25 protein-coding genes and 1 tRNA gene are annotated in these 26,937 nt (G+C 60.5%); 18 read left to right on the forward strand and 8 right to left on the reverse strand.

What is annotated here, in order from left to right:
* Positions 1-116 precede the first annotated feature (116 nt).
* The 6 genes from rplU to RA21_RS02895 all read left to right on the forward strand — a co-directional run bounded on the left by rplU (position 117) and on the right by RA21_RS02895 (position 5,335).
* Positions 117-680: a 50S ribosomal protein L21 gene (rplU, locus tag RA21_RS02870; RefSeq protein ID WP_039145986.1), complete on the forward strand. Its 564-nt coding sequence runs from the start codon at positions 117-119 to the stop codon at positions 678-680.
* An 11-nt stretch (positions 681-691) separates the two neighbouring features.
* Positions 692-961: a 50S ribosomal protein L27 gene (rpmA, locus tag RA21_RS02875; RefSeq protein ID WP_019297807.1), complete on the forward strand. Its 270-nt coding sequence runs from the start codon at positions 692-694 to the stop codon at positions 959-961.
* Positions 962-1,210: 249 nt separating this feature from the next.
* Entirely contained in the window at positions 1,211-1,747 is a 537-nt protein-coding gene (locus RA21_RS02880; RefSeq protein WP_019297806.1) for a GNAT family N-acetyltransferase, read from the forward strand.
* A gap of 118 nt (positions 1,748-1,865) precedes the next feature.
* Positions 1,866-2,900: a GTPase ObgE gene (gene obgE / locus RA21_RS02885; protein ID WP_039145987.1), complete on the forward strand. Its 1,035-nt coding sequence runs from the start codon at positions 1,866-1,868 to the stop codon at positions 2,898-2,900.
* Positions 2,888-3,994, forward strand: a complete 1,107-nt coding sequence (gene proB, locus RA21_RS02890; RefSeq protein WP_039145988.1) for a glutamate 5-kinase — start codon at positions 2,888-2,890, stop codon at positions 3,992-3,994. Before obgE ends, proB begins: the two co-directional genes overlap by 13 nt.
* A gap of 75 nt (positions 3,995-4,069) precedes the next feature.
* A complete protein-coding gene (locus tag RA21_RS02895; RefSeq protein ID WP_039145990.1) occupies positions 4,070-5,335 on the forward strand; it encodes a glutamate-5-semialdehyde dehydrogenase in 1,266 nt (421 codons plus the stop codon).
* A 61-nt stretch (positions 5,336-5,396) separates the two neighbouring features.
* Here RA21_RS02895 and RA21_RS02900 read toward each other — a convergent pair whose 3' ends face one another.
* The gene (locus RA21_RS02900) at positions 5,397-5,993 is read right to left on the reverse strand and encodes a histidine phosphotransferase family protein (RefSeq protein ID WP_019297802.1); all 597 of its coding nucleotides are present in this window, start codon (positions 5,991-5,993) and stop codon (positions 5,397-5,399) included.
* Positions 5,994-6,027: 34 nt separating this feature from the next.
* On the opposite strand from RA21_RS02900, the gene RA21_RS02905 reads away from it, so the two are divergent.
* The 5 genes from RA21_RS02905 to tsf all read left to right on the forward strand — a co-directional run bounded on the left by RA21_RS02905 (position 6,028) and on the right by tsf (position 9,818).
* Positions 6,028-6,210, forward strand: coding sequence for a DUF3553 domain-containing protein (locus RA21_RS02905; protein WP_039145992.1), 183 nt, complete (start codon positions 6,028-6,030; stop codon positions 6,208-6,210).
* A gap of 107 nt (positions 6,211-6,317) precedes the next feature.
* The gene (locus RA21_RS02910; RefSeq protein WP_039145995.1) at positions 6,318-7,073 is read left to right on the forward strand and encodes a GNAT family N-acetyltransferase; all 756 of its coding nucleotides are present in this window, start codon (positions 6,318-6,320) and stop codon (positions 7,071-7,073) included.
* Positions 7,070-7,900 (forward strand): lysophospholipid acyltransferase family protein, encoded by an 831-nt coding sequence (locus RA21_RS02915; RefSeq protein ID WP_039145997.1) that lies wholly within the window; start codon positions 7,070-7,072, stop codon positions 7,898-7,900. The genes RA21_RS02910 and RA21_RS02915 overlap by 4 nt, the downstream gene beginning before the upstream one ends.
* Before the next feature lie 188 nt (positions 7,901-8,088).
* Positions 8,089-8,862, forward strand: coding sequence for a 30S ribosomal protein S2 (rpsB, locus tag RA21_RS02920; protein ID WP_019297798.1), 774 nt, complete (start codon positions 8,089-8,091; stop codon positions 8,860-8,862).
* Positions 8,863-8,942: 80 nt separating this feature from the next.
* Positions 8,943-9,818: a translation elongation factor Ts gene (gene tsf, locus RA21_RS02925; RefSeq protein ID WP_019297797.1), complete on the forward strand. Its 876-nt coding sequence runs from the start codon at positions 8,943-8,945 to the stop codon at positions 9,816-9,818.
* A 494-nt stretch (positions 9,819-10,312) separates the two neighbouring features.
* On the opposite strand, the gene RA21_RS02930 is transcribed toward tsf, so the two are convergent.
* Entirely contained in the window at positions 10,313-11,068 is a 756-nt protein-coding gene (locus RA21_RS02930; protein WP_019297796.1) for a LuxR family transcriptional regulator, read from the reverse strand.
* The gene (aroQ, locus tag RA21_RS02935; protein ID WP_019297795.1) at positions 11,065-11,514 is read right to left on the reverse strand and encodes a type II 3-dehydroquinate dehydratase; all 450 of its coding nucleotides are present in this window, start codon (positions 11,512-11,514) and stop codon (positions 11,065-11,067) included. The genes RA21_RS02930 and aroQ overlap by 4 nt, the downstream gene beginning before the upstream one ends.
* Positions 11,515-11,787: 273 nt before the next feature.
* On the opposite strand from aroQ, the gene RA21_RS02940 reads away from it, so the two are divergent.
* Both RA21_RS02940 and RA21_RS02945 read left to right on the forward strand, forming a co-directional pair.
* Positions 11,788-12,999, forward strand: a complete 1,212-nt coding sequence (locus RA21_RS02940; protein WP_039145999.1) for a serine hydrolase domain-containing protein — start codon at positions 11,788-11,790, stop codon at positions 12,997-12,999.
* Positions 13,000-13,053: 54 nt separating this feature from the next.
* Positions 13,054-13,917, forward strand: a complete 864-nt coding sequence (locus RA21_RS02945; RefSeq protein ID WP_039146002.1) for an acyl-CoA thioesterase — start codon at positions 13,054-13,056, stop codon at positions 13,915-13,917.
* A 324-nt stretch (positions 13,918-14,241) separates the two neighbouring features.
* Here the strand turns inward: RA21_RS02945 and RA21_RS02950 are convergent, their stop codons facing one another.
* The 5 genes from RA21_RS02950 to pdxH form a co-directional block, all read right to left on the reverse strand.
* Positions 14,242-17,886, reverse strand: coding sequence for a vitamin B12-dependent ribonucleotide reductase (locus RA21_RS02950; RefSeq protein ID WP_039146003.1), 3,645 nt, complete (start codon positions 17,884-17,886; stop codon positions 14,242-14,244).
* Between the two features lie 723 nt (positions 17,887-18,609).
* Positions 18,610-18,686 (reverse strand) — tRNA-Pro (locus RA21_RS02955).
* Between the two features lie 43 nt (positions 18,687-18,729).
* Entirely contained in the window at positions 18,730-19,161 is a 432-nt protein-coding gene (locus RA21_RS02960) for a DUF192 domain-containing protein (RefSeq protein WP_039146005.1), read from the reverse strand.
* Between the two features lie 52 nt (positions 19,162-19,213).
* A complete protein-coding gene (locus tag RA21_RS02965) occupies positions 19,214-19,753 on the reverse strand; it encodes a cold-shock protein (RefSeq protein WP_019297790.1) in 540 nt (179 codons plus the stop codon).
* 133 nt (positions 19,754-19,886) lie between these two features.
* Positions 19,887-20,492: a pyridoxamine 5'-phosphate oxidase gene (pdxH, locus tag RA21_RS02970; protein WP_019297789.1), complete on the reverse strand. Its 606-nt coding sequence runs from the start codon at positions 20,490-20,492 to the stop codon at positions 19,887-19,889.
* Positions 20,493-20,624: 132 nt separating this feature from the next.
* Here pdxH and fabI point away from each other — a divergent pair, with 132 nt between their 5' ends.
* The 5 genes from fabI to trpE all read left to right on the forward strand — a co-directional run bounded on the left by fabI (position 20,625) and on the right by trpE (position 26,848).
* Positions 20,625-21,428 carry an enoyl-ACP reductase FabI gene (gene fabI, locus RA21_RS02975; RefSeq protein ID WP_039146008.1) on the forward strand — a complete coding sequence of 268 codons (804 nt, stop codon included), beginning with the start codon at positions 20,625-20,627 and terminating at the stop codon, positions 21,426-21,428.
* Positions 21,429-21,500: 72 nt separating this feature from the next.
* Complete coding sequence (gene gpt / locus RA21_RS02980; RefSeq protein ID WP_019297787.1) at positions 21,501-22,004, forward strand: xanthine phosphoribosyltransferase; 504 nt, start codon at positions 21,501-21,503, stop codon at positions 22,002-22,004.
* Positions 22,005-22,184: 180 nt separating this feature from the next.
* Positions 22,185-23,360: an aminotransferase gene (locus tag RA21_RS02985; protein ID WP_039146010.1), complete on the forward strand. Its 1,176-nt coding sequence runs from the start codon at positions 22,185-22,187 to the stop codon at positions 23,358-23,360.
* A 118-nt stretch (positions 23,361-23,478) separates the two neighbouring features.
* Positions 23,479-25,320 carry a peptidylprolyl isomerase gene (locus RA21_RS02990; RefSeq protein WP_039146013.1) on the forward strand — a complete coding sequence of 614 codons (1,842 nt, stop codon included), beginning with the start codon at positions 23,479-23,481 and terminating at the stop codon, positions 25,318-25,320.
* 16 nt (positions 25,321-25,336) lie between these two features.
* A complete protein-coding gene (gene trpE / locus RA21_RS02995) occupies positions 25,337-26,848 on the forward strand; it encodes an anthranilate synthase component I (protein ID WP_039146016.1) in 1,512 nt (503 codons plus the stop codon).
* Positions 26,849-26,937 lie beyond the last annotated feature (89 nt).

Consider the following 26,937-nt stretch of genomic DNA (forward strand, 5'->3'; position numbering starts at 1 on the left):
CCGTGCGCCGGGGTTTATTTGTCATACGCCCATTCAAGGGCGCGCTGTTCGAGGCGGCATATGCCGAAACGCCCGTAAGGGGGCCGTAGGACGCGGTTAGAAAAGGAAAGACGCACATGTTTGCGGTCCTCAAGACTGGCGGCAAGCAGTACAAGGTTCAGGCGGGCGACGTGCTCCGCGTTGAGAAACTTGCTGCAGATGCCGGCGACACCATCCAATTCGACGAAGTTCTGATGCTGGGCGGCGACGCTCCGGTTGTCGGTGCTCCGCTGGTTGACGGCGCTGCCGTCAAAGCAGAAGTGATCGAGCAGATCAAAGGTGAGAAGCTGATCCACTTCGTCAAGCGCCGCCGGAAGCACTCCTCCAAGCGCACCAAAGGCCACCGTCAGAAGCTGACCCTCGTCCGGATCACCGAGATCCTGGCATCGGGCGCAACCAAAGCCGCACCGAAAGCTGCTGCCAAAGCCAAAGCTGCTCCGGCCGCTGAAGCTGCCGCAGGTTCGGACGACCTGACCGCCCTGACAGGTGTTGGTCCCGCAGCTGCCAAGAAACTGGCAGAAGCAGGCCTGACCACTTTCGCTCAGATCGCAGCCTTGTCCGAAGACGACATTGCTGGTATCGAGGCGATCAAAGTGAAGCCCGAGTGGGTTGAGCAGGCCAAAGAACTGGCTAAAGGCTAAGGAGAGAGAGAATGGCACATAAAAAAGCTGGCGGTTCCTCCCGTAACGGCCGCGACTCTGCTGGTCGCCGCCTTGGCGTGAAACTCTACGGTGGCCAGGCTGCCATCGCAGGCAACATCATCGTGCGTCAGCGCGGCACCAAATTCTGGGCCGGCGAAGGCGTGGGCATGGGCAAAGACCACACTCTCTTTGCAACTGCTGACGGTGCTGTGAGCTTCCGCAAGGGCCTGAAAGGCCGCACCTTTGTATCGGTTCTCCCAGTGGCGGAGGCCGCTGAGTAAGCCGACCCGAAGGGTAGAGAAATCTTTAGGGGGATCGGCTACACAGCCGGTCCCCTTTGCTGTTTTTGTATGTGAGAATGTGATGAGTTCGCCCGGAATTACCGACGTTCGGATACGAGCAAGGATTGCTCACAACCGGCCAACGGGAAATTTTGCACAATTTGAACGCGGTATCTATTGCCGTGGTAGCTGTGCAGGCACATTTCAAACTTGCAGCTGCAAGAACAAGGGCTGAGGAGGAGCAGTTCCATGAACCTGGAGCAAATCGTGAACCAGCAGGCGATTGAGACAGACCGATTTATTCTGCGCCCGCTGCGCAAGTCAGACGCCGGGCTGATTGAGCATTATGTCAGCGACGAACGCGTCGCCCGCATGACCCGCTCGGTGCCGCATCCGCTGCCGCCCGGCGCGGCTGAGGCCTTTGTTACCCGAGCCATGGCTGAAGAGCGGGATGAGGACGTCTGGGTGATCGACGGCACCATCGAGGGTGACTCCGAGCTGAAGGGCGTGATCGGGCTCAAGCGGATGGACCGCAATCAGTCCGAGGTCTCCTATTGGACTGCGCCGCCGTTCTGGAATACCGGGCTGGCCTCTGCTGCGCTCAAGGCGCTGGTCGATGCCAATCCGCAGAAGAACGACGCGATGTTTGCCTCTGTGTTTCAGGATAACCCGGCCTCGGCCCGGGTGCTGATCCATTGCGGCTTTGACTATCTGGGCGACGCCGAAAGCTATTCGGTGGCGCGCGACGCCTCTGTCCCGACCTGGACCTACAGCCGAAAACTGTGATTGGCGCGGCACGCGCTTTGCGGTAAGGCAATCGAAACAGTCCCGCCATGGCTCCGGGCCTTGGCGGGACACTTATACTGCGCGGACGGGCAGGGGCCTGCCGTATTAAGGAGCTGACATGAAATTCCTCGATCTGGCAAAGGTCTACATCCGCTCGGGCGCCGGCGGGAACGGCTGCGTCAGCTTCCGCCGCGAAAAATACATCGAATACGGCGGTCCGGACGGGGGCGACGGCGGCAAGGGCGGCTCGGTCTGGGCAGAGGTCACCGAGGGGCTGAACACTCTGATCGACTTCCGCTATCAGCAGCACTTCTTCGCCAAGAACGGCCAGTCCGGCATGGGCCGCCAGCGCACCGGTAAGGACGGCGACGATATTATTCTGCGTGTTCCCGTGGGGACGGAGATCCTGGACGAGGATCAGGAAACTGTTCTGGCGGACCTGACAGTTCCGGGTGAGCGTGTGCTGCTGGCCAAGGGCGGCAACGGCGGTTTCGGCAACCTGCATTTCAAATCCGCCACCAACCAGGCGCCGCGGCGCGCCAATCCGGGGCAGGAAGGCGTTGACCGCACAATCTGGCTGCGGCTCAAGCTGATCGCGGATGCGGGTCTTCTGGGCCTGCCGAACGCGGGCAAGTCGACTTTCCTGTCGGCCACCTCCAACGCCCGCCCCAAGATCGCGGATTACCCGTTCACCACGCTGCACCCGAACCTGGGTGTGGTCGGCATCGACAACACCGAGTTTGTGGTTGCAGACATTCCGGGCCTCATTGAAGGCGCGCATGAGGGCAAGGGGATCGGCGATCGGTTCCTGGGCCATGTGGAGCGCTGTGCGGTGCTGCTGCACCTGATCGACGGCACCTCCGAAACTGTGGTTGAGGATTACGAGACCATCATCGGCGAGCTGGAGGCCTATGGCGGCGTGCTGGCCACCAAGACCCGGATCACGGCACTCAACAAGGTCGACGCCATCAATCCGGAGGAACTGGACGAGAAACGCAAGGCCCTGGAAGCAGCCGTTGGCGGTCCGGTTTATCTGATGTCCGGCGTTAGCCGTCAGGGCGTGAACGAGGTCTTGCGCGCTCTGCGCAACGAGATTGACGATGACCGCTTGCGGATGAAACCCGCCGAGGAGGAAGAAACTTGGCAGCCCTGACGTCGGCAAAACGCATTGTCGTCAAGATCGGCTCGGCGCTGCTGGTGGACCGGGAAACCGGCGAGCTGCGCGCCGGCTGGCTGCATTCGCTGGCCAATGACGTCGCCTGGCTGAAGTTCCGCGGCACAGACGTGGTGCTGGTGTCTTCCGGGTCTATCGCCCTGGGGCGTGGTGTGCTGGGTCTGCCGCGAGCCGACCTGCCTCTGGAGCAATCCCAGGCTGCCGCTGCGGTTGGCCAGATCCGGCTGGCCCGCGCGTACGAAGAGGCATTGGCGCCGCACCGGATCACCACCGCGCAAGTGCTGGTGACGCTGGAAGACAGCGAAAACCGCCGCCGTTACCTCAACTCCCGCGCGACATTGGAAACGCTGCTAGGAATGGGTGCGGTGCCCATCGTCAACGAAAACGACACGATCGCCACGGATGAGATCCGCTATGGCGACAACGACCGTTTGGCGGCGCAGGTTGCAGTGACGGTCGGGGCTGACGCTCTGATCCTGCTGTCCGATGTGGATGGTTTTTACAGTGCCAACCCGGCGCTGGACCCGGATGCCAAGCGCTACGACCGCATTGATGAGATCACACCTGAGATCGAGGCGATGGCGGGCGATGGCGTCTCCGGTCTCTCGAAGGGCGGGATGATCACCAAGCTGCTGGCTGCCAAGATGGCAACCGCCGCTGGCTGTGCTATGGCGATCACTGAAGGTTCGCCGTTGAACCCTCTGAAAACACTTCAAGAAGGTGCGCCTTGCACTTGGTTCACGGGGCAGGGTGACCCGCAGGCCGCACGCAAGCGCTGGATCGCGGCGATGAAGACCCGCGGTGTTCTGACCATCGACGAAGGCGCGGCCCGCGCGCTGATGTCCGGCAAAAGCCTGCTGCCCGCAGGCGTCCGTCATGTGGAGGGTGACTTTGGCCGCGGCGATCCGCTGGCCATCCTTGGCCCAGACGGGCGCAAACTGGGGCAAGGGCTGTCGCGCTATACCGCCGAAGAGGCCCGTGCCATCCAGGGACGCCAGTCACAGGAGATCGAGTCGACGCTGGGCTATCCCGGCCGCGCCGCGCTGATCCACCGCGATGATATGGCGCTTTGACGGTACCACCTGATAGTTTATTCCAGCCGGGACGGCACCCAGTGCCAGACAGGGACCGGCAAGGGCACGAGACATATGAAAGACAATGAAAATATTCCCGCCGTAATGGCGGAGCTTGGCAAACGTGCAAAGCAAGCGGCGCAAGTCCTGGCGACGGCCAACGCTGAACGCAAACATGCAGCGCTGATTGGTGCAGCAGAAGCGGTCTGGAGCCGCCGGGCAGAGATCATCGCGGCCAACGCCAAGGATCTTGAGTTTGGCCGAAACAAGGGCCTGTCGGACGCGATGATGGACCGGCTGATGCTGGACGAGACACGCATTCAGGGCATCGTCGATGGCCTGCGTGCTGTGGCGGAGCAGCGCGATCCGGTTGGCGAGGTGATGGAAGAGTGGGAACAGCCCACCGGCTTGAAAATCCAACGCGTTCGCACCCCGCTGGGTGTGATTGGTGTGATCTATGAAAGCCGCCCTAATGTGACAGCTGATGCCGGCGCGCTCTGCCTGAAATCGGGCAACGCGGTGATCCTGCGCGGCGGCTCTGAAAGCTTCCATTCGTCGCAAGCCATCCATGCCTGCCTGGCAGAGGGGCTGAAGTCGGCAGGTCTGCCTGAAGACGCCGTGCAACTGGTCCCGACCCGCGACCGCGCTGCGGTGCAGGAACTGCTGACTATGACGGACTATGTGGACGTCATCGTGCCGCGCGGCGGCAAGGGGCTGGTCGGGCTTGTCCAGCGCGAGGCACGGGTGCCGGTCTTTGCCCATCTTGAGGGCATCGTGCACATCTACCTCGACAAGGCTGCCGATCCGCAGAAAGCACTGGATGTGGTCTTGAACGCCAAGACCCGCCGCACCGGTATCTGCGGTGCTGCCGAGTGCCTGCTGATTCATCAGGACATTGCGCCGACGCTGGGCAAGATGGTTCTGGACGCGCTGGCCTCTGCCGGCGTTGAAATCCGCGCCGAGGCAGGGCTGCCCGGACCGGACGGCATGATCTCCGCTACGGCCGATGACTGGGGTAAGGAATACCTGGATTCTATCATTGCTGCAAAGCAGGTAGCGGGCATAGATGAAGCGATCCAGCACATCCGCACGCATCACTCGCAGCACACCGATTGTATCATTACAGAGGATGAAGAGGCGGTTCAGACGTTCTTTGCTGAACTCGACAGCGCAATTCTGATGCACAACGCCTCAACCCAATTTGCCGACGGTGGCGAGTTCGGGATGGGGGCAGAGATTGGAATTGCCACCGGAAAGATGCATGCCCGCGGACCCGTCGGCGCCACCCAACTCACCAGCTTCAAATACCTGGTACGGGGCAACGGAACGACACGCGCCTGACCCTCAGAAATGCAAAACGCCGGGCGGATTGCCCGGCGTTTCTTTGGTCACAATGCAGTGTTCAGAACTGCATTGTGATATTTTCCAGGTTCAATTCCAGCCGCACCGTGCGGCCTGCTTCCTTGGCGGCCTCCGGCAGCAAGGCGAACTGAACCAATGCCGGGGTAATCTCGGCGTTTGAGCTGCCGCCGCTCACGCGGGCCCACAGCTCATCATCAACCGTGACCTTGCGGCCTTCGCCCACCACCGTCCATTTGCCGTCGGCACAGAATATCTTGACCGTGCCGCCATAGGGCAGGGCGCTTTCCAGGCACAGCGCCGACAAGAACGCCAGCCGTGCCTCGCTGCGGGTGCAGCCCTCCAGCGGCGCCCATTGGTATTTGATGCGCCCGCCTTTGCTGACGTCCTCGAGCACGGAAACGACTTCGGCCCGTGGTGTTTGCTGGTCGCCGGCGGCTCCAAAAGCGATGCGGAAGAAGCGGATGCGCGCATTGGCATTGGCGACGCTATCGGAAATCAATTCCAGCTCCGGCCCCGACATGCTGCCGGCCATGCCCAGCAGTTCCAGACCGTTGTTGATGGCGCCGACCGGGCTGATCAAATCATGACAGATCCGCGACCCTACCAATGCGGCCAGATTGGCGTTATCTACACCCATAACTATTACTTCCTCCGAACTGGGCCATCCCCCTATGAATGACCTCAACGCTATTTTAGCCCCCGGCATGTTTGTCCGGCACCCGGACCACCCTGAATGGGGTGTCGGCCAAGTGCAGTCGAACGCGGGCGGCAAGATCACGGTGAACTTTCCCGATCAGGGCAAGCTTGTGATTGACGGAGCGCGTGTCTCCCTTATTCCCGTCTTTGATCCATAACGGTTTATGAAGGGTTAACGTAATCCCTCAAATTCTCTCCAATTCCTGCGCGCTCTTTGCCTTATTGGCGAGTAGCGCTCAAGCCTGAACGACGCGAAGGTGAGTGAATGTCCGACACCGCACCGGAATTTTCCGTAAAGATCGCCGAAACCGAGAGTGAACTGCGCGCCGCGCAGGCCCTGCGCTATGACGTGTTCGTTCGCGAATTGGGCGGCGGCGGCGAGATGGTCGATCATCAGGAAGGGCTGGAGCGGGACAGGTTCGACCAGTTCTTCGACCACATGCTGGTGACAGATAAGGCCACAGGCACGGTGGCCGGGGTTTACCGGCTGCTGCGGGATGACCAGGCGGCAAGGGCGGGGCAGTTTTATTCTGAGGATGAATATGACCTGACCTTATTGAAGGCCTCGGGCCGCCGGCTGCTGGAACTGGGTCGTTCCTGCCTGCACCCGGACTACCGTGGCGGTATGGCGATGTTTCACCTTTGGTCCGGCTTGGCGGATTACGTCGAACAGCACGGTATAGAGGTGTTGTTCGGTGTTGCCAGTTTTCATGGAACGGATCCGCAGGCCCTGGCCAATCCGTTGGCCATGCTGCATCACAACCATCTGGCACCTCCGGATCTGCGCGTGCGTTCAAAAGCATTTCAAAGCATGGACTTAGTTGTCATTGATGATCTCGATCGCAAGCGCGCCATGGTCGAAACTCCAGCGCTGATAAAAGCCTATCTGCGGCTCGGAGGTTTTGTCGGAGAAGGCGCCTACATTGATAGGGCATTCAACACAACTGACGTTTGCCTGGTGCTTGACACGGCAAGGATGAACGAGCGGCAGCGCCGGATCTATGCCGGAGGCCGCGGATGAGCATCAGTTGGCACAGTGAGGACACCCCCGACCCCATCCGTATCGGCCCTTCCGGCTGGATGCTGGTGGCGCTGCGCGGCCTGCCGCTGGCACTGCTGGTCTTCGGAGGGCTGCTGGTACTGCTGCTTCTGCGGCTGGCAGAGCGGCCGCTGTTCGGGCTCCAGCGGCCGGTCACGCCGTTTATAACCCAGTTTGTTTGCCGCAATGCGTTCCGGATTATGGGGATCCGCTATCAGACCCGCGGCACGCTGATGCGGCAGCGCGGGCCGGTTGTTGCCAACCACTCCTCCTGGCTGGACATTTTTGCCCTGAACGCGCGCAAGCGGATTTATTTCGTGTCCAAGGCCGAGGTTGCCGGATGGCCCGGCATCGGCTGGCTGGCGCGGGCCACCGGCACCGTATTTATCGAACGGAACCCCAAGAAAGCCAGAGAGCAGGCGGAACTGTTCGAGCATCGGCTGCAGGCCGGGCATAAGCTGCTGTTCTTCCCGGAAGGCACGTCGACTGACGGGTTGCGCGTTCTGCGTTTCAAAACAACACTTTTTGCCGCGTTTTTCACCGATCAGCTCCGCAACGGCCTGTACGTTCAGCCGGTTTCGGTGGTGTATCACGCCCCCAAAGGCGCCCCCGCCCGCTTTTATGGCTGGTGGGGCGACATGGACTTCGGGCCGCACCTTCTTAAAGTTCTGGCCGCCGCGCGCCAGGGCACGGTTGAGCTGATCTATCACCCACCTCTGAAAGTAGCGGACTTTCCGGACCGCAAGGCGCTGGCGGCCCGGGCTGAGGAAATGGTGCGCAAAGGCCATCAGGACGCCTTGAAAGCCTGAAATCCGGGGTAGGGCGCCGATTTCTGCGGGACGCCTCTTGCCAGCTGGCGGTTTCTGATCTATAGGCGCGCCTACGAACCCGCAGGCGGGGTTTGGCCTGATCAGGGGAGACATCCCTGACGGACCCCCGGTTGGAGCATCCGCTCTGAACCCCCGCCGAGGATAGAAACCGGAAAGGATATAATAGCATGGCTCTTCCTGAGTTCACCATGCGTCAGCTGCTGGAAGCTGGCGTTCACTTCGGCCACCAGACTCAGCGCTGGAACCCGCGCATGTCGCCCTTCATCTATGGCGCACGCAACGGCATCCACATCATGGACCTGACCCAGACTGTTCCGATGCTGGACCAGGCGCTGCAAGTCGTCCGTGACACCGTTGCCAAAGGCGGCCGCATCCTGTTCGTCGGCACCAAGCGCCAGGCAGCTGCACCGATTGCCGAAGCTGCTGAGAAGTCTGCTCAGTACTTCATGAACCACCGCTGGCTCGGCGGCACCCTGACCAACTGGAAAACCGTTTCCCAGTCGATCAACCGCCTGAAGGAAATCGACGAGAAGATGGCTGGCGGCGCCGAAGGCCTGACCAAGAAAGAGCGTCTGGGCATGGAACGCGACCAGGAGAAGCTGCAGGCCTCCCTGGGCGGCATCCGCGAAATGGGCGGTGTGCCGGACCTGCTGTTCGTCATCGACGTGAAAAAAGAAGCACTGGCCATCGCCGAAGCCAAGAAACTGGGCATCCCGGTTGTGGCTGTTGTCGACACCAACTGCTCCCCCGATGGCGTTGACTACATCATCCCGGGCAACGACGACGCTTCGCGCGCCATCTCGCTGTACTGCGACCTGGTTGCCCGCGCCGCTCTGGACGGCATGTCGGCTCAGCTGGGCGCTGCAGGCGTTGACCTGGGCGCGCTGGAAGAAGCACCGGCAGAAGAAGCCGTTGCTGAAGAAGCAGCAGCCGAAGCCTGATCCGTCCTGTCACGGAACTGACATGCGGGGCAGGGTATCACCTGCCCCAAATCTGTTTTTGAATTGAGGAGAGCCAAGAGATGGCAATCACTGCAGCAATGGTGAAAGAACTGCGCGAATCCACCGGCGCAGGCATGATGGACGCGAAGAAAGCGCTGGTCGAAAACGACGGCAACATGGAAGCCGCTGTTGACTGGCTGCGCACCAAAGGCCTGGCGAAAGCCGCCAAGAAATCCGGCCGCACCGCCGCAGAAGGCCTGGTGGCCGTTGTCGTCGAAGGCGGCAAAGGTGTTGCTGTTGAAGTGAACTCCGAAACCGACTTCGTTGCGAAAAACGGCGAGTTCCAGGAAATGGTTGGCAAAATCGCCACCGCAGCTCTGGGCGCTGCAGACATCGAAGGCCTGGCCGCAGCAGATCTGGGCGGCAAGTCCGTTGCCGACACCCTGACCGACAAGATCGCCACCATCGGCGAAAACATGTCTCTGCGCCGCATGGAAGCGCTGGAAGGCGAGACCGTTGTGTCCTACGTCCACAACGCGGCCACCGCAGGCATGGGCAAGATCGGTGTTCTGGTTGCGATGAACGGCGGCGACGAAGCCATCGGCAAGCAGGTTGCGATGCACATCGCAGCTGTGAACCCGGCTGCGCTGTCCGAGGCTGACCTGGATGCTTCCATCGTTGAGAAGGAAAAGCAGGTTCAGATCGACATCGCACGTGAATCCGGCAAGCCGGAGCAGGTGATCGAAAAGATGATCGAAGGCCGCATGAAGAAATTCGTGGCGGAATCCACTCTGCTGAACCAGCAGTTCGTGGTGAACCCGGACCTGACCGTCGAAGCCGCCGCCAAGGAAGCTGGCGCCACCATCACCGGCTTTGTCCGGGTTGAAGTCGGCGAAGGCATCGAAGTTGAGAAGGAAGACTTCGCAGCCGAAGTTGCAAAGGCAGCTCAGGGCTGATCAGCCCTCCAGTCTGAAAATAGAAACCGGCAGGAACTCCTGCCGGTTTTTTTGTGCCTGGTGCAATGGCTGAGCCTGGCAGCGCGCGTCGGGACGCGCCAGTAATGGTTTGGTCTGGTCTGGTCTGTTGGTCCAGGAGAAGGTGCGAGGGGCCCCGCTGATGGGGATGGGCAGGACCCCTCAGATATCGGGGCAGGACACGGATCTATACGTGCCTGCCCCCGATCAGGTAGGAGAGCCCTGTAATCGCAAGGTTCAATACCCAAAGTTCCTTGGCCAAAGCCACCACTCACGGAACATGTGCAAATTGCAATGAATTATCCTTTAACGGTAGTACTGAATACCATACTTCTTGACGCTAATTGGCGTCGTGTGGACATTGCAGCCGGAGGCAGCCACGCTAAAGCGTTTTACTGAAACCAAATTTTGGAAGAAGATCCAGATTTATAAGCCCGTGAAGTTTGGGCCGTGCCCAGTGTGCCCGCCTGCCAGGTTCAGGTGTCCATCACATACATCTGGTTATGCAAGGCTGCCTTCAGAACTGCTTGCGCAGTGGTCTCCACAGAAAGGGATTCCCTGGCGAGCCGCAGGTGTTTTTCAATTGTTGCAGGGGTCAGCCCCATCAGCAGGGCAATATCCTGAGTAGTTTTGCCGTCGCCAACCCATTGCAGCACCTCCCGTTGCCGTTTGGTCAGGCTCCGGTTCGGGGCCGTATAGGGCAGAGTGAGGATCTTCAGGTGCGCAACGTTGTTCATCAGCACGATATCTTCGCCCAGCTCCTGCCACAGGGCATCCACCTGATCCTGAGAAAGGCCCGGCCGCGCCGCCAGCGAAATTGCCCCCTTATAGCGCGGGGAAGTGGAATAGAAGCTGACAGTATAGCCTGCCGTCATGTCCAGTTCCTGATTGAACGCATGCACCTTTCGGGCTTCAGGCCCCAGCGTTCCATTGGCGGCCATTTCTTGCACAATCCGCCAGCTGCCGGCGCCTTCATTCTCCAGCGCCCAGCGAAGCATCGGCGCGTGAAAATAGAGCCCCCTGTGCAAAAAACCCTCAAGATACGCGTTGTTGTGGTTCGACAGGATGACAAAGTCGTCAGGATCGCCAAGCGAAGTTTCAGTTTTATAGCGGGTGTATCCATAGATCAGCCGGTCAAAACCATATTCCGCCATCTGCTGGACGTGCCCATGCCATAGCTCCTCCAGGCTCTGCGCACCGCAGAGGAAATTCAGATACTTTTGGAGCTTCATGCCGTGCCGGCCTCTTTCAAACGCGCGGCCAATGCGTCCAGCGCCAGCAAGTAGCCCTGGGCGCCAAAACCGCAGATTTGCCCCTGAGCTGCCTTGGAGATGTAAGAGGTATGGCGGAAGTCTTCGCGCGCATGAATGTTGGAGAGATGAACTTCAACTGCCGGAATTTCCACGGAAATCAGCGCATCCATAAGCGCTATCGACGTGTGCGTATAGGCTCCGGCATTCAGGATGATACCCTGGTGCTTGCCTCTTGCGTCATGAATGGCGTCAATCAGCGCGCCCTCATGGTTTGACTGCAGGCAGGAAACTTCCAGCCCCAGCTTTTGCGCGTGGGCGGTGCAGGCGTCTTCTACCATCGCCAGAGTAACAGAACCATAGACTTCCGGCTGGCGGGTGCCAAGCAGGTTCAAATTGGGTCCGTTCAATACCAGAATACTCGCCATAAGATTTATGTCCTTACCGTCTTTCCCTTTGAACTTCTAAGACAAATTTGTTTCGAAAGCGAATAGGCAAACGTCTTTGGAGGAAAAAAACTTGGCGTAACCAGCTTAGGGTTGAACGTTTGCAGTGAATTGGATGGCGGACTGCCTTTGCGCTGCCGCTGGCCGAACTCCCAGCACCGTTACCACGTATTTCGCTCGACCCTGTCTGCGCGGCAGCGCATATTCCGGAGAACCCGAGACGGCTGGCCGGCCGCAAAGAAGAGAGGGGCAGCAATGAAATCCGACCGCAGTCACAGGATCAGATCCTGGCAGCAACGCTATGTAGATCAAAGGAAATATCCAGGCAGCGCCTTGTTGATCCGGCGCGGCGGCGAAGAAATTTATTTCCATGCAGCCGGACAGCGCAATGTCGAAGAAAACCTGCCGTTCACGCGTGATACCCTGGTGCGGCTCTATTCGATGACCAAGCCGGTGACATCAGTTGCCGTTATGAAACTTCTTGAGCAGGGCCTGTTTCACCTGGATGCCCCCGTAAGCGACTTTCTCCCGGAATTCAACACCATGCGGGCGTTGGTGCCGGGGGCAACTGACTTAGATCAGACTGAACCGTGCCAGACTCCGACGCTGCATCAGCTGCTGACACATACCAGCGGATTGAGCTATCCGTTCAACCCCGGACTGCTGCCGGAGGCAATGGAGCAAGAGGATCTTCTGTTCAAACCGGACCACGGACCGCTGTCCGCCATGGTGGCACGTCTGGCGGAGCTGCCGCTGGCGTTCAAGCCCGGAAGCCGCTGGGAATACTCTGTGGCAACTGACGTGTTGGGCCGGGTTGTTGAGGTTGTGTCCGGCAAGCCCCTGGGCGACTTTCTGGCTGCTGAAATCTTTGAGTCGTTGGGCATGACTGAAACCGCGTTTCAGGTGCCTGAAGGGGCAGGGAACCGCTTTGCCTCTCTCTACACCCCGCTGGCAGGTGACGCGATGGCGCTCAATTCAGCTGATGCCGGCATTGACAGCCTGCGCCTGACCGACAGCTACGGCAGTTCGCCGTTTGAACAGGTAACTATGCATTCCGGCGGCGGCGGGCTGATCGGAACAATTGACGATTACATGAAATTCGCTGAGATGCTCCGCCGCCGCGGGCGCGGTGGAGATGGGTTCATTATCAGCCCTCAAGCCGCTGATTTTATGATGCAAAACCATCTTGATGGCGACATCGCTTCAATGGGGCCAAGCAGTTTCGCTGAACAGCCGATGGAGGGTATGGGCTTCGGCCTTGGCGGTGCTGTAGTGCTCAATCCGGCGCGCGCGCGCTGTCCAGGCTCCATCGGTGATTTCAGCTGGGGCGGGATTGCATCGACCTTTTTCTGGGTCGACCGGCAGCTTGAAACCTCGGTGGTATTCCTGACCCAGCTCGCGCCATCCAGCTCCTATCCGTCACGGCCAGAGCTCAAGGCGCTGGTGCATGGAGCCTTCACAGAATAGCGTCCGGGCGCAAACCCTGCCAAAATGACGGCCGGTCAAAGGAAAACCTTGTAAATGTCTAATACTGCCAAAACCCTGCTGGATCTTCTGGACCTCGAAACGCTGGACACCAATCTCTACCGCGGGTCGGGATCCGGCGGCGAAACTCCGACACGCATTTACGGCGGCCAGGTGATCGCCCAGGCGCTGGCAGCAGCATACGCCAGTGTTTCCGGAAGGTTATGCCACTCTCTTCACGCATATTTCATCCGGCCTGGGGATCCTTCAAGACCAGTGATCTATGAAGTCGATCCAGCCCGCGATGGCCGCAGCTTCACCACACGGCGGGTGGTGGCTATGCAGAACGGCAAACAGATCCTCAACCTTGCGGCGTCGTTTCATGCTGAAGAAGACGGCTGGGACTTTCAGCACGCTATGCCGGATGTTCCGGAGCCGGGCAGTTTGGAGCCGCGGCACGAGATCCTCAAGCGGAACGCCAGCCGGTTTGTACTGGAGCGGCAGGCTGAACTGCTGCGGGCACGGCCGTTTGAGATCCGGGAGGTTGAGCCGCGCGATCCTTTGTCACCGGAAGAAACCAGTGATGCCAACCAGATGTGGATCCGGATGGAAGCGGCACAGGGCGCAGGGCCTGAACTGCAGCACATTTTGCTGGCGTATGTGTCGGACTTCGGGCTGCTGGGATCCTCGATGCGTCCGCACGGGCTGACGTTTCACAATCCGAAAGCGATGACCGCCAGCCTGGACCATGCAATGTGGTTCCATGCACCGGTGCAGTTGCAGAACTGGCATTTGTATTCGATGGACGCGCCATTTACAGGCAAAGCTCGCGGGTTCAATCGCGGTTCTATCTTTTCCGAGGATGGACAATTGGTGGCCAGTGTTGCCCAGGAGGGTTTACTGCGGCCTATAAGGTGTTGATCTTATTTGAAAGTGATTGGCTTTCGTGTCTTGTCTTCCGCCATATTTACCATAATTCTGATTATAAGATATCCAGATCAGCGAATAGCAACGGTTCCTAACGAGAAACCAAAAAGAAAATGGCTCCCTCTGTTTCAGAGGAAGCCAGTTGTCACCGGTCAGGCTCCTTCATTGACTGCCCGAAAGTTTTTTCTTACCTGGGCCATCCCGGTGTTCAGAACGGGCGCACCCGTTCCTGATGTCGTCACAAGCAGCCCTCAGCCTGCCTGCAGTGTTTGGGTGCGGCGCCGTCGGGGGTAAGACCGGCGCCGCAAGCGAAGGTCCTCAGCTGCAGCCGGAGGTTCCCCCGCAGGTGTTGCATTTCATGCAGGTCCCGTTGCGCACCAGCGTGTAATTGCCGCATTCGCCGCAGGCTTCGCCTTCATAGCCTTGCATTTTTGCCTTGGTACGCGCGTCCATGCCGCTAGTATTTTGCGCCGGTGCTGCACTGGTCTCCGGAACCAGGGTTTGCAGCGCCGCCACCGGATCAGTTCCAGTTCCCAGCACGCCGGCGTCGGTCTGGCCGCCCTGCAGCACCACCAAATCCTGCGGCAGACGCTTGCGCAGATAACCGGTTGAGGAAATTTGCTTCAGAACTTCCAGCGACCGGGTCGCGGCGCTTTCGCTCAGCTCTGACAGGTTCGACACGCCTTCTTCCTCGCCCCGGCCCAGATCGTCAAAGGTGGCACCTTCCGGTTTCACATGCGCCAGATCAGTGCGGTCCAGATAGGACACCGCCAGTTCGCGGAACACATAGTCGAGGATCGAGGTCGCGTTCTTGATCGAGTCGTTGCCCTGGACCATGCCCGCGGGCTCAAACTTGGTGAAGGTGAAAGCGTCGACAAACTCCTCCAGCGGCACGCCGTACTGCAGGCCGACCGACACCGCGATGGCGAAGTTGTTCATCATCGCCCGGAAGCCTGCGCCTTCCTTGTGCATGTCGATGAAGATCTCGCCGAGGTTGCCGTCCTCATATTCGCCGGTGCGCAGGTACACCTTGTGGCCGCCGACAACTGCCTTCTGGGTATAGCCCTTGCGCCGCTGCGGCATCTTGGTGCGGTGCGATTTCAGCACCTCCTTGATGACCACTTTCTCGACGATCTTCTCGGCCAGAACCGCCGCCTTTTCCTGCGGCGCGCCGCTTTCCAGCACCTCAGCCGCATCGTCGTCATCCTCGACCAGCGCCGCTGCCAGCGGCTGGCTCAGCTTGGAGCCGTCGCGGTAGAGCGCGTTCGCCTTGATGCCCAGGCTCCAGCTCAGCTCATAGGCTTTCTGGCAGTCCTCGATAGTGGCCGAGTTCGGCATGTTGATGGTCTTGGAGATCGCGCCGGAGATGAAGCTTTGGGCCGCCGCCATCATGCAGATATGGCTGTCAACACTCAGGAAACGCTTGCCTTTCTTGCCGCACGGATTGGCGCAGTCAAAGATCGCATAGTGTTCTTCCTGCAGATGCGGTGCGCCTTCCAGGGTCATGGTGCCGCAGACGTGATCGTTGGCAGCCTCGATGTCCTTCTTGGTGAAGCCCAAGTGGCGCAGCAGATCGAAGGTTGGATCGTTCAGCTTGGTTGCCGGGATGCCCAGCACGCCGGTGCAGAAATCCTCACCCAGGGTCCACTGGTTGAACACGAAGCGGATGTCAAAGGCCGATTCCAGCGCCGCATCCACCTTGGACAGCTCGTTCGGGCCAAAACCGTGGCCTGCCAGCGAGGTGTGGTTGATGCCCGGCGCGTTGCCGATGGAGCCATGGCCCACCGCATAAGACACGATTTCCTCGATCTGCGAGGAGCTGTAGCCCAGACCCTCCAGCGCCGACGGAACCGAACGGTTGATGATCTTGAAGTAGCCGCCGCCAGCGAGCTTCTTGAACTTCACCAGGGCAAAATCCGGCTCGATCCCTGTGGTGTCGCAGTCCATCACCAGGCCAATGGTGCCGGTCGGTGCAATCACCGTGGTCTGGGCGTTGCGGTAGCCGTGCTTTTCGCCCAGTTCCAGTGCTTCGTCCCAGGCGCTGGCGGCCAGATCGGTCAGCAGCGCATCCGGGCAGCTGGCGATATCCAGCGGCACCGGTTTCACGGACAGCGCCTCATATCCGTCAGCATTGCCCTTTGCAGCATTGCGGTGATTGCGGATCACACGCAGCATGTGGTCTGCGTTTTTCGCGTAGCCCGGGAAGGCACCCAGTTCCGATGCGATCTCGGCGGAGGTCGCATAGGCCACACCGGTCATCAGCGCGGTCAGCGCACCGCAAAGCGCCCTGCCCTCATCCGAGTCGTAGCTGTAGCCCATGTTCATCAGCAGGCCGCCGATATTGGCATAGCCCAGACCCAGGGTGCGGAAGTCATAGGAGCGCTGTGCGATTTCCTTGGACGGGAACTGGGCCATCATCACCGAAATTTCCAGCGTCAGCGTCCACAGGCGGCAGCAATGCATGTAGTCATCTGCCTGGAACTGGCCATCCTTCAGGAAGCTCAGCAGGTTCAGAGATGCCAGGTTGCAGGCGGTGTCGTCCAGGAACATGTATTCCGAACAAGGGTTTGAGCCGCGAATCTCACCGTCTTCCGGGCAGGTGTGCCACTCGTTCACGGTGTCGTGGAACTGGATGCCGGGATCGGCACAGGCCCAGGCTGCGTGGCCGACTTTCTCCCACAGGTCGCGCGCCCGGATCACCTTGGCAACCTTGCCGTCGGTGCGGTTGAACAGCTCCCAGTCGGCGTCTTTTTCGACCGCATGCAGGAAGGCGTTGGTCACCCGAATCGAGTTGTTGGAGTTCTGCCCGGAGACAGAGCTGTAGGCCTCGGAATCCCAGTCGGTGTCATAGGTCGGGAACTCGATCGAGGTGTGGCCCTGCTTGGCGTAATCCAGCACCCGCTTGATGTAGGTTTCCGGGATCGCCACCTTCTTGGCCTCTCGGATGGCCGATTTCAGCCCGCCGTTGACCGCAGGGTCGTAGGCGTCGGCCTCAGCCCCGTCCCAGCTGCGGATCGCCTCGAAAATGCCGTTCAGCATCTTCTCGTGCATCTTGGAGCCCGCGACGATGGACGCGACCTTCTGCTCCTCGATCACCTTCCACTGGATGAAGTCTTCGATATCCGGGTGATCGGCGTCAACGATCACCATTTTTGCTGCCCGACGGGTTGTGCCGCCTGATTTGATGGCGCCCGCTGCGCGGTCGCCGATTTTGAGGAAGCCCATAAGGCCGGAGGATTTGCCGCCGCCGGACAGCGGCTCGCCCTCGGCGCGCAGATGGGAGAAATTGGTGCCGGTGCCGGAGCCGTATTTGAACAGACGCGCCTCACGCACCCACAGGTCCATGATACCGCCATCCTTCACCAGGTCATCGGAGACCGACTGAATGAAGCAGGCATGCGGCTGAGGGTGTTCATAAGCGCTGTCAGACTTGGTCAGTTTGCCGGTCTTGTAGTCGACGTAGTGGTGGCCCTGCGCCGGGCCGTCGATGCCATAGGCCCAGTGCAGGCCGGTGTTGAACCACTGGGGCGAGTTCGGGGCCGAGCGCTGGGTCGCCAGCATGTAGCGCATCTCGTCGTAGTAAGCGCGCGCATCCTCCTCGGAGGAGAAATAGCCGCCCTTCCAGCCCCAGTAGGCCCAGGCGCCCGCCAGACGGTCGAAAACCTGCTTGGAGGACGTCTCACCGCCAAATTCCGCGCCCTTATCGGGGACAGAGCGCCACAGGAACTCGGGCACGTCTTTTTCACGGACTTTCTTCAGCCGGGACGGCACACCGGCCTTGCGGAAATACTTCTGAGCAATGACGTCGCTTGCGACCTGGCTCCAAGAAGACGGGATTTCGATGTTATCGAGCCGGAAAACAATGGTCCCGTCCGGGTTACGGATCTCCGAGGTGGCGGAGACAAAAGCCAGATCGGCATAAGCATCCTGCCCGGGTTTGGTGAATTTCCGTTCGATCTTCATGCTCTGCCCCTTCTCAAGCACACATCGGTCAAGTGTCACGGTGCCCCCGCACCAAATGTCCCGGCCACGCAACACGCAGATACCCAGCGCACGCCGCATACGGCGCACTTGCGGCCCTCGCCGGCCATTCTACAAAGGACTGTCTGCTGTCTTCAGCGTTGTTGCTGTGGCCCCTTAACCCACCAGATTTAGTGCCATCGCAACCGGTGTCCACAATTTGGCGTATTCACACACAAAGGGTCAACGTTAAATTTACCCCTTGGCAACGATCTTTGCTGTTGACGCTATTCGCGGTTTCAAGGGTCCGGCGACGGCCATTGATTCATCCACAGGCTGCCACGTCCGGCGGTGTAAAAATCCAGTTTGCGGGCAACCCGGATTTCTTATGCCAAGCAAGTAACTTGCCGCGTCGCAGAGGCGCCGGAGCGGCAGCTCATTCGGGCAATGATTCACATCCCTTGAGCGGCCAGCGGCAAGTGGCATGCACAAACAACTTTACGGTGATCTTCCGATGGTATCATGGCGCTGCAGCATTGGACCCCGTGGCGTCCTTAACAAACTGATGCGGTTCAGCGGCAGTTGGTTAAGGGAGTGTTAACAGTGCATTAAGAAAGTATTAACACTCATGATTGCATCAAGTCGATTACCCTCCCCAAAAGCGGGAACCGAATCCTTCAGGCGGTTTTACCTGGCAAAGATTCGCTGCAATTTTATGGAGAGAAGTGGTCGGGGCGGCGAGATTCGAACTCACGACCCCCTGTACCCAAAACAGGTGCGCTACCAGACTGCGCCACGCCCCGGACCGTGCGCCTTCCTATCTCCGGCGAAGTGATTTGAAAACCCCTAACAGGGCCAAACTGCGCCTCTGGCGGAAAAAATTTCATGCCGCATCTGACTGCCCGGGGCGATACCGTAGCGGCGGGCCAGTCCACCGTTTATTTCGAGAACGGCAAACACTTCATCACCGCCTGGGATTGGCGTCAGATCGCCGGGTTTGGCATTTTCATGAACCGAAGTGACCCGTCCGCTTTCATCCAGGAAAATGATGTCCAGCGGGATCAGCGTGTTCTTCATCCAGAACGCCGCCGGCTGGGGGTGCTCATAGACGAACAGCATCCCTGCCCCGCGCGGCATCGTTTCGCGGAACATCAGCCCTTGGGCGCGCTCCTGCTCGTCATCGGCAATTTCAACAGAGAACCCGGTCTGCCCCCAGCTGCCGCGCAGGTCTACCCTGCCGGGCTTGCAATCCCCGGCAAAGACTGGGGCGGCAATCACGGAAAATGCGGCGGCGGCGAAACTCCAGCTAAGAAGACGCCGCGGCACCAGATCAGACCTGGCTGCCGGCCGCCAATGCGGCTTCCCATGCAAGAACTTCGACCGCCATGCGGCCGCGCTTGCCGTCAATCACCCGCATCGCCAGTGCTTCGCCCGGCTGCAGGTCCGCCAAGCCGGACTGGCGCAGAACCTCAACATGCAGGAACACATCTTCATCCCGGCCAAACACATTGGCAAAGCCGAAACCCTTGCCCTTGTCGAACCACTTGACCCGCGCAGGCTCCAGCGGTTCGTTCTGCAGGCTGACCATGTCCAATTCGGCAAAGTCGCTCAGCACCGGGGTGTCTTCGCGTTCCGGCGGCTGGATCGAGATGACCTCAACCGCTTGAACGCCGCGGCCGGTCTGATGCGTTACGATTTCAATCCGGGCGCCGTCCGCGACAGAGCTTTGCCCGAAATTACGCAGTACATTCACGTGCAGAAGGATATCCGGGCCGCCAGCGTCGGAAACGACAAAGCCATACCCTTTCGCCGGGTCGAACCACTTCACCAGCCCCTGAACTTGCTGCAAGCTGCTGAGATCTTCTGCCACTGGATTTTCCCTACCGCGTTTCTTGTTTTTTTGATGCTGCCCTGATGCGCCAAACTGACCTTGGAATTCAAGCTAAAAAGTCTTGAAAATGTCACGAAAGACGACTTGACCCAAGGTAAACTGACGATTCCTGTCAGGGATTAAGGCGATTGATATTCCATGCTGCAGATGCGTCATCGCGGCGCCAGCGGAACCGGTCGTGCAACCGGAAGGCGCCATCGGCCCAAAACTCGATTTCCAAAGGTACCAGACGGTAGCCGCCCCAGAACGGCGGCCGTTCCGGATTCGGTCCCTTCATCGCTGTCACTTTTGCGACCTCCGCCATTAGCGTGCCGCGGCTGTCCAGCGGCTGCGACTGTTTTGAGGCCCAAGCCCCCAGCCTGCTCTTGAGCGAGCGGGACCTGTAGTATTCGTCTGCCTGCGGCCCGTCCTCGCGGGTGATGGTGCCGCGCACGCGGATCTGACGGCGCAGGGATTTCCAGTGCATCACAAAGGCTGCCTTGCCCGCATGGTCCAGCTCCTGCGCTTTGGCGCTCTCATAGTTGGTATAAAAGACAAAGGCGCCGTCCTCTATTTCCTTGAGCAGCACCATGCGGCTGTTGGGCAGCCCAGTCGCATCCACCGTGGCCAGCGCGATGGCGTTCGGGTCGTTGGGTTCGGACCGTTCTGCCTCTTCGAGCCAGGACCTGGCTATGGCAAAGGGGTCGTCGCCTGCGAATATACCTGTGCGGTCGGACATGAGCACCTCAAACGGGAATTTGAACGCAACCTAGGCAGCTTCGTTTCTGCCTACAAGGGTAAGCACCCTTGAAGCGCCCCGCGCGGCATTATAAACACCGCTAAATTATCAGATCACAGGCGGAGAACCTGCATGTCTAGTCAACTGATGGCCGGTAAGCGCGGCCTCATCATGGGCCTGGCCAACGACAAATCCATTGCGTGGGGCATTGCCAAGGCCTGCGCCGATGCCGGGGCCGAGCTTGCCTTTTCCTATCAGGGCGATGCGCTGAAGAAGCGGGTCGACCCGCTGGCAGAGCAACTGGGCAGCAACATTGTCCTGCCTTGCGACGTCTCGGACGAAGCATCGATCGACGCGCTGTTTGCCGAACTGGAAGCAAAATGGGGCAAGCTGGACTTCGTCGTTCACGCCATCGGCTTCTCCGACAAGAATGAACTGCGCGGCCGTTACGTCGACACCAGCCGCAGCAACTTCCAGATGACCATGGACATCTCGGTATTCTCCTTCACCGCCGTGGCAAACCGCGCCGAGAAGATGATGAAGGACGGCGGCTCGCTGCTGACCCTGACCTATTACGGTGCCGAGCAAGTGATGCCGCATTACAACGTGATGGGTGTTGCCAAGGCCGCGCTCGAGGCCTCCGTCAAATACCTGGCCGAGGACCTGGGCAAGGACGGAATCCGCGTCAACGCGATCTCTGCCGGCCCGATCAAGACCCTGGCTGCATCGGGTATCGGCGATTTCCGCTACATCATGAAGTGGAACGAGTACAACTCGCCGCTGCGCCGCAACGTGACCATCGACGATGTGGGCAAGTCCGCGCTCTACCTGTTGTCCGACCTCAGCTCCGGCGTCACCGGCGAAAACCTGCATGTGGATGCGGGTTATCATGTCGTCGGCATGAAGGCGGTGGATGCACCGGATATCTCCAAGTAACTGAAAACACGGAGGCCCGGGCATCGGTCCGGGCTCCGGCAAGCTGACGCGATACCGCGGGGAGCACATAAAATGACTGATCGTCTGCCGCACGAAAAAGGCTTTCACATCAGCTGGGACCAGATCCACCGCGACAGCCGTGCCCTGGCCTGGCGCCTGGACGGGCAAGGCCCCGACGATGGCGCATGGCGCGCCGTTGTGGCGATCACCCGCGGCGGCATGGCGCCGGCGATGATCGTCAGTCGCGAGCTGGACATCCGCACCGTCGACACCATTTCTGTCCGCTCCTACCATCACCAGGCCCAGGGCGAGGCCGAGGTGCTGAAGGCGCCGGATGCAGCCCTGATGGGTGACGGCGAGGGCGTGCTGATCATTGACGATCTGGTCGACAGCGGCAAAACCCTTGAACTGGTGCGCCAGATGTACCCCAAGGCGCATTTCGCAACTGTCTATGCCAAGCCCAAGGGCCGGCCGATGGTGGACACCTTTATCACTGAGGTGAGCCAGGACACTTGGATTTTCTTCCCCTGGGATATGGCCCTGCAGTACGTTGAACCCTATCGCGGCACTGATTGAAGCGGTCCAGCCTGCAGAATTCCAAAGGCGCGCGTCACAGCGCGCCTTTTTCGTTGGTTGGACCGGCCTTAGGGCAAACCCGTGCGCCCTTCCCGCTTGAGCCGCAACGGGCGCCGTGCCAGACATATCCCGGTGCGCATCAGGATGCGCCTGAACTTTCGCTGCAGCCCGGAGCCGCCCATGCCCCTGACCCGCACCCAAGCCACCTTTGTCTCGCCCATCGTCGAATCGCGCCGCTGGCTGGCCGGGGCGGATTTCCCGCCGGACCGCCCGCTGTTGAATGTGAGCCAGGCCGCCCCGGCAGAGGCGCCGCCAGAAGGTTTGCGCCAGGCGCTGGCGGAGGCCGCTCTCAATGACGTCTCCGCGCATCTCTATGGTCCCGTCCTCGGCAACGACCCGTTGCGCCGGGCACAGGCGCAGCAGATGTGCCGCCACTATCAGGCAGAGGTCCTCTCGGAACAGGTCGGCATCACTTCCGGATGCAACCAGGCTTTTGCTGCCGCCATTGCCGCCCTTTGCGGTGAAGGCGATGAGGTGATCATCCCGGTCCCCTGGTACTTCAACCACAAAATGTGGCTGGACATGGCGGGCGTCACCGCCGTGCCGCTGCATGTGGGCGCGGGGATGCTGCCGGATCTGGCCGCGGCTGAGGCCCTTATCACCGACCGCACCCGCGCCATCGTGCTGGTCACGCCCAACAACCCTTGCGGCGTGGAATACCCCAGCGGCCTGGTCCAGTCATTCTTCAGCCTCGCCCGCAGCCGCGGCTTGGCGCTGATCGTAGATGAAACCTATCGCGACTTCGACAGCCGCGGCGGCGCCCCGCATGGGCTGTTTCAGATGCCGGATTGGGACAGCACCCTGATCCACCTCTATTCCTTCTCCAAGGCCTACCGGCTGACCGGCCACCGCGTCGGCGCCATCGCCGCCTCAACGGACCGCCTGTTTGAGATGGAGAAGTTTCTGGACACCGTCACCATCTGCCCCTCGCAATTGGGGCAGGCCGGCGCGCTGTGGGGCATTGAAAACCTGCATCACTGGCTGGCAGGCGAACGCCAGGAAATCCTCAACCGCCGCCTCGCGATTGAGGAAGGCTTTCCGGTGCTGGCCGAAAAAGGCTGGAAACTGCTCGGCTGCGGCGCCTATTTCGCCTATGTCGAACACCCCTTCACTCAGCCCTCGGAACAGATCGCGCGCAAGCTGGTCGAGGAGGCGTCCATCCTGATGCTGCCCGGCTCCATGTTCATGCCCGAGAACGACCCGGACGGCGCCCGCCAGTTCCGGATTGCTTTTGCCAATGTGGACCGCGCAGGCATTCACACGCTGTTTGAACGCCTAGCTGCCTTTAATCCCTGATCATCCAGCAGTTTGCGCTGCAATCATCTTGCCCCTCTGCGGGCAGCCGCGTATTCAGTCAGCGGCATTTCCCGCTGCAAGACACTCCCTTGCGCGGCAGAACAATAAAGAGGGCATCATGGCCGCAGGCATGAAACATCTATCCAAAACCTTCGTCTGGATCCTGATGGGGATGCTGATCGTCGGCCTTGCCGGCTTTGGAGCCGTGAACTTCTCCAGTTCCTCTTCCTCCGTCGCCCAGGTCGGTGACGAGGATGTCAGCATCGGCACCTACGTGCGCGAGTTGCAGCGCGAACAGCGCGCTCTGCAGGCACAGACCGGCCAGGCGATGTCCATGGCACAGATGACCGCTTTCGGCCTCGACCGGGTGGTTCTGGGCCGCTTGATTTCCCTGGCGGCACTGGATCACGAGGCCAAAAGCCTCGGCCTGTCGCTGGGTGATGAAAACCTGATTGAGGAACTGGCTGCCATCGACGCCTTCCAGGGTGTGAACGGACAGTTCGACCGCGAGGCCTACAGCTTTGCTCTGCGCAATGCCGGCCTCACGGAAAAGGAATTCGAAGAAGACCTGCGTCGCGAGGCCGCCCGCACCATCGTGCAAAGTGCGGTACTGTCCGGCGCAAAAATGCCCGATACCCTGACCGAAACCCTGACCAGCTACATCGGCGCCCGCCGCAGCTTCTCCTATGTGCAGATCAATGCCGCGGAAATCGCCCTGACAGCTGAGGTGCCATCGGACGCGGACCTGGAAGCTTTCTACGAGGCCAATCAGGACCAGTTCATGCTGCCGGAAACCAAGGTCATCACCTATGCCGCCCTGCGCCCCTCCATGCTGCTGGATGAGATCGAAGTGGACGAAGCCCAGCTGCAGCGCCTGTTCGAGGACCGCTCTGATCAGTATCAGGTTCCCGAACGCCGTCTGGTCGAACGTCTGGTGTTTGGCGATGAGGAAGCCGCGGCCAGCGCCAAGGCTCAGCTGGAAACCGGCGGCGCCACCTTTGAAAGCCTGGTCGAGACCCGCGGCCTGACGCTGCAGGACATCGACATGGGCGACGTCACCATGGGCGACCTCGGCGCAGCCGGCACTGATGTCTTTGCTGCTGAAGTTGGCACCGTGGCAGGCCCCCTGCCCTCGGACCTTGGCCCGGCGCTCTACCGTGTGAACGGCCGGCTTGAGGCTCAGATCACCACCTTTGATGACGCCAAGCCGGAACTGGTGGAGGAACTGGCCTCCGACCGCGCCCGCCGCCTGGTGGAAACCCAGGCCGAGGACATTGACGACATGCTGGCCGGCGGCGCCACGCTGGAGGAGCTGGCAACCGACAGCGGCCTGGAGCTGGCCCAGATCAATTGGACCGAGGACAGCAGCGATGACATTGCAGCCTATGAGGGCTTCCGCACCGCCGCCGCTGCCGTCACCGCAGACGACTTCCCCGAGGTTGGCTTCCTGGAGGACGGCAGCCTGTTTGCCCTCCGCCTGGATGACACCCTGCCGGAACGCCCGGAACCCTTTGGTGATGCCAAGGACAAGATCTTGACCGCCTGGCAGGCGGACCGGCTTGCTGCGGCGCTGAAGGATCAGGGCGAAGCGTTGCTGGCGCAGGCAGAGGCAGCAGATGGATTTGCTGAGGACGCCGAAGTGAAAACAGAAACCGGCCTCACCCGCACCGCCTATATCGACACCGTGCCGGCCGGTCTGGTCGCAGGTGCCTTTGAAATGGAGCTTGGCGATTTCCGCCTGGTGCAGGATGCAGAATCCGCCGTGGTTGTCCGCCTCGATGCCATCCTGCCGCCGGAGGCAAGCGACGACATGACCCTGCTCACCCAGGCGCTGCAGGCGCAGCTGGACCAAGCGCTGGCGCAGGAGCTGTTCCAGGCCTATACGCAGGACGTCCAGACCCGCGCCGAACCCCGTGTAGACCAGCAGGCGCTGAACGCAGCGCAGGCGAACTTCCAGTAATCAAGGCACCAGATCCATGGCCCTGACCCCCGATTTCGACACGTTCGCCAAAGCCTATGAGGCCGGCGAAAACCAAGTCGTCTACACCCGCCTTGCTGCAGATCTCGACACGCCGGTGTCACTGATGCTCAAGCTGACCGGCGCCCAGAAGGACGCCTTCATGCTGGAGTCCGTCACCGGCGGCGAGGTGCGCGGGCGCTACTCAATCATCGGAATGAAACCGGATCTGGTCTGGCGCTGCCACGGGGAGCAGTCGGCCCTGAACCGCTCGGCGCGGTTTGATTCGGATGACTTCACGCCCCAGGACGGCAACCCGATGGACAATCTGCGGGCCCTGATTGCCGAGAGCAAGATTGACCTGCCCGATGATCTGCCTCAGGCCGCGGCCGGGCTGTTCGGCTACCTCGGTTATGACATGATCCGCCTGGTGGAACATCTGCCGGACGTGAACCCCGACCCGCTCGGCCTGCCCGATGCGCTGATGCTGCGCCCCTCGGTCATTGCGGTTCTGGACGGCGTCAAGGGTGAGGTCACCGTGGTATCCCCCGTCTGGTCCAGCGACGGCCAGACCGCCAAGGCGGCTTACGCCCAGGCGGCCGAACGGGTGATGGACGCGGTGCGCGATCTGGAACGCGCCATGCCCGCCGAAAGCCGCGACCTCGGCGACGCGCACGAAGTCTCCCCGCCGGTCTCAAACTTCACCAAAGAGGGCTATATGGCCGCGGTGGAGAAGGCCAAGGAATATATCCGCGCGGGCGACATCTTTCAGGTCGTTCCGGCACAGCGCTGGACCCAGGAATTCCGCCAGCCGCCGTTTGCACTTTACCGCTCGCTGCGCCGCACCAATCCGTCGCCTTTCATGTTCTATTTCAACTTCGGCGGCTTTCAGGTGGTCGGCGCCAGCCCCGAAATCCTGGTCCGGGTCTTCGGGCAGGAGGTCACCATCCGCCCGATCGCCGGCACCCGCCCGCGCGGCGCCACACCCGAAGAAGATAAGGCGCTGGAAGCGGATTTGCTGGCCGACAAGAAGGAACTGGCCGAACACCTGATGCTGTTGGATCTGGGCCGCAACGACACCGGCCGGGTCGCCAAGATCGGCACCGTGCGCCCGACCGAGAAGTTCATCATCGAGCGCTACAGCCACGTCATGCACATCGTCTCCAACGTCGTGGGCGAGCTGGCAGCGGACAAGGACGCGCTGGATGCTTTCTTCGCGGGCATGCCCGCAGGCACTGTTTCCGGCGCCCCCAAGGTTCGGGCGATGGAGATCATCGACGAACTGGAGCCGGAAAAGCGCGGCATCTACGGCGGCGGCGTCGGCTATTTCTCGGCTGGCGGCGACATGGACATGTGCATCGCCCTGCGCACCGCCATCGTCAAGGATCAGAACCTCTATATCCAGGCCGGCGGCGGCGTTGTGTACGACAGCGACCCGGAGGCGGAATATATGGAGACCGTCCATAAATCCAACGCCATCCGCCGCGCAGCCGCCGATGCCGCACGCTTTACTGGCAGCGGCAATAGCTGATGCACAGGCTTGCCGCGCTGCGGCTTCTTTCTGGTTGAAAATACCCCCGCCGGAGGCAGCGGCGCCCTTTCAGGGCGCCGTTTTCATTT

Source organism: Leisingera sp. ANG-DT (assembly GCF_000813785.1).
Lineage (GTDB): Bacteria > Pseudomonadota > Alphaproteobacteria > Rhodobacterales > Rhodobacteraceae > Leisingera.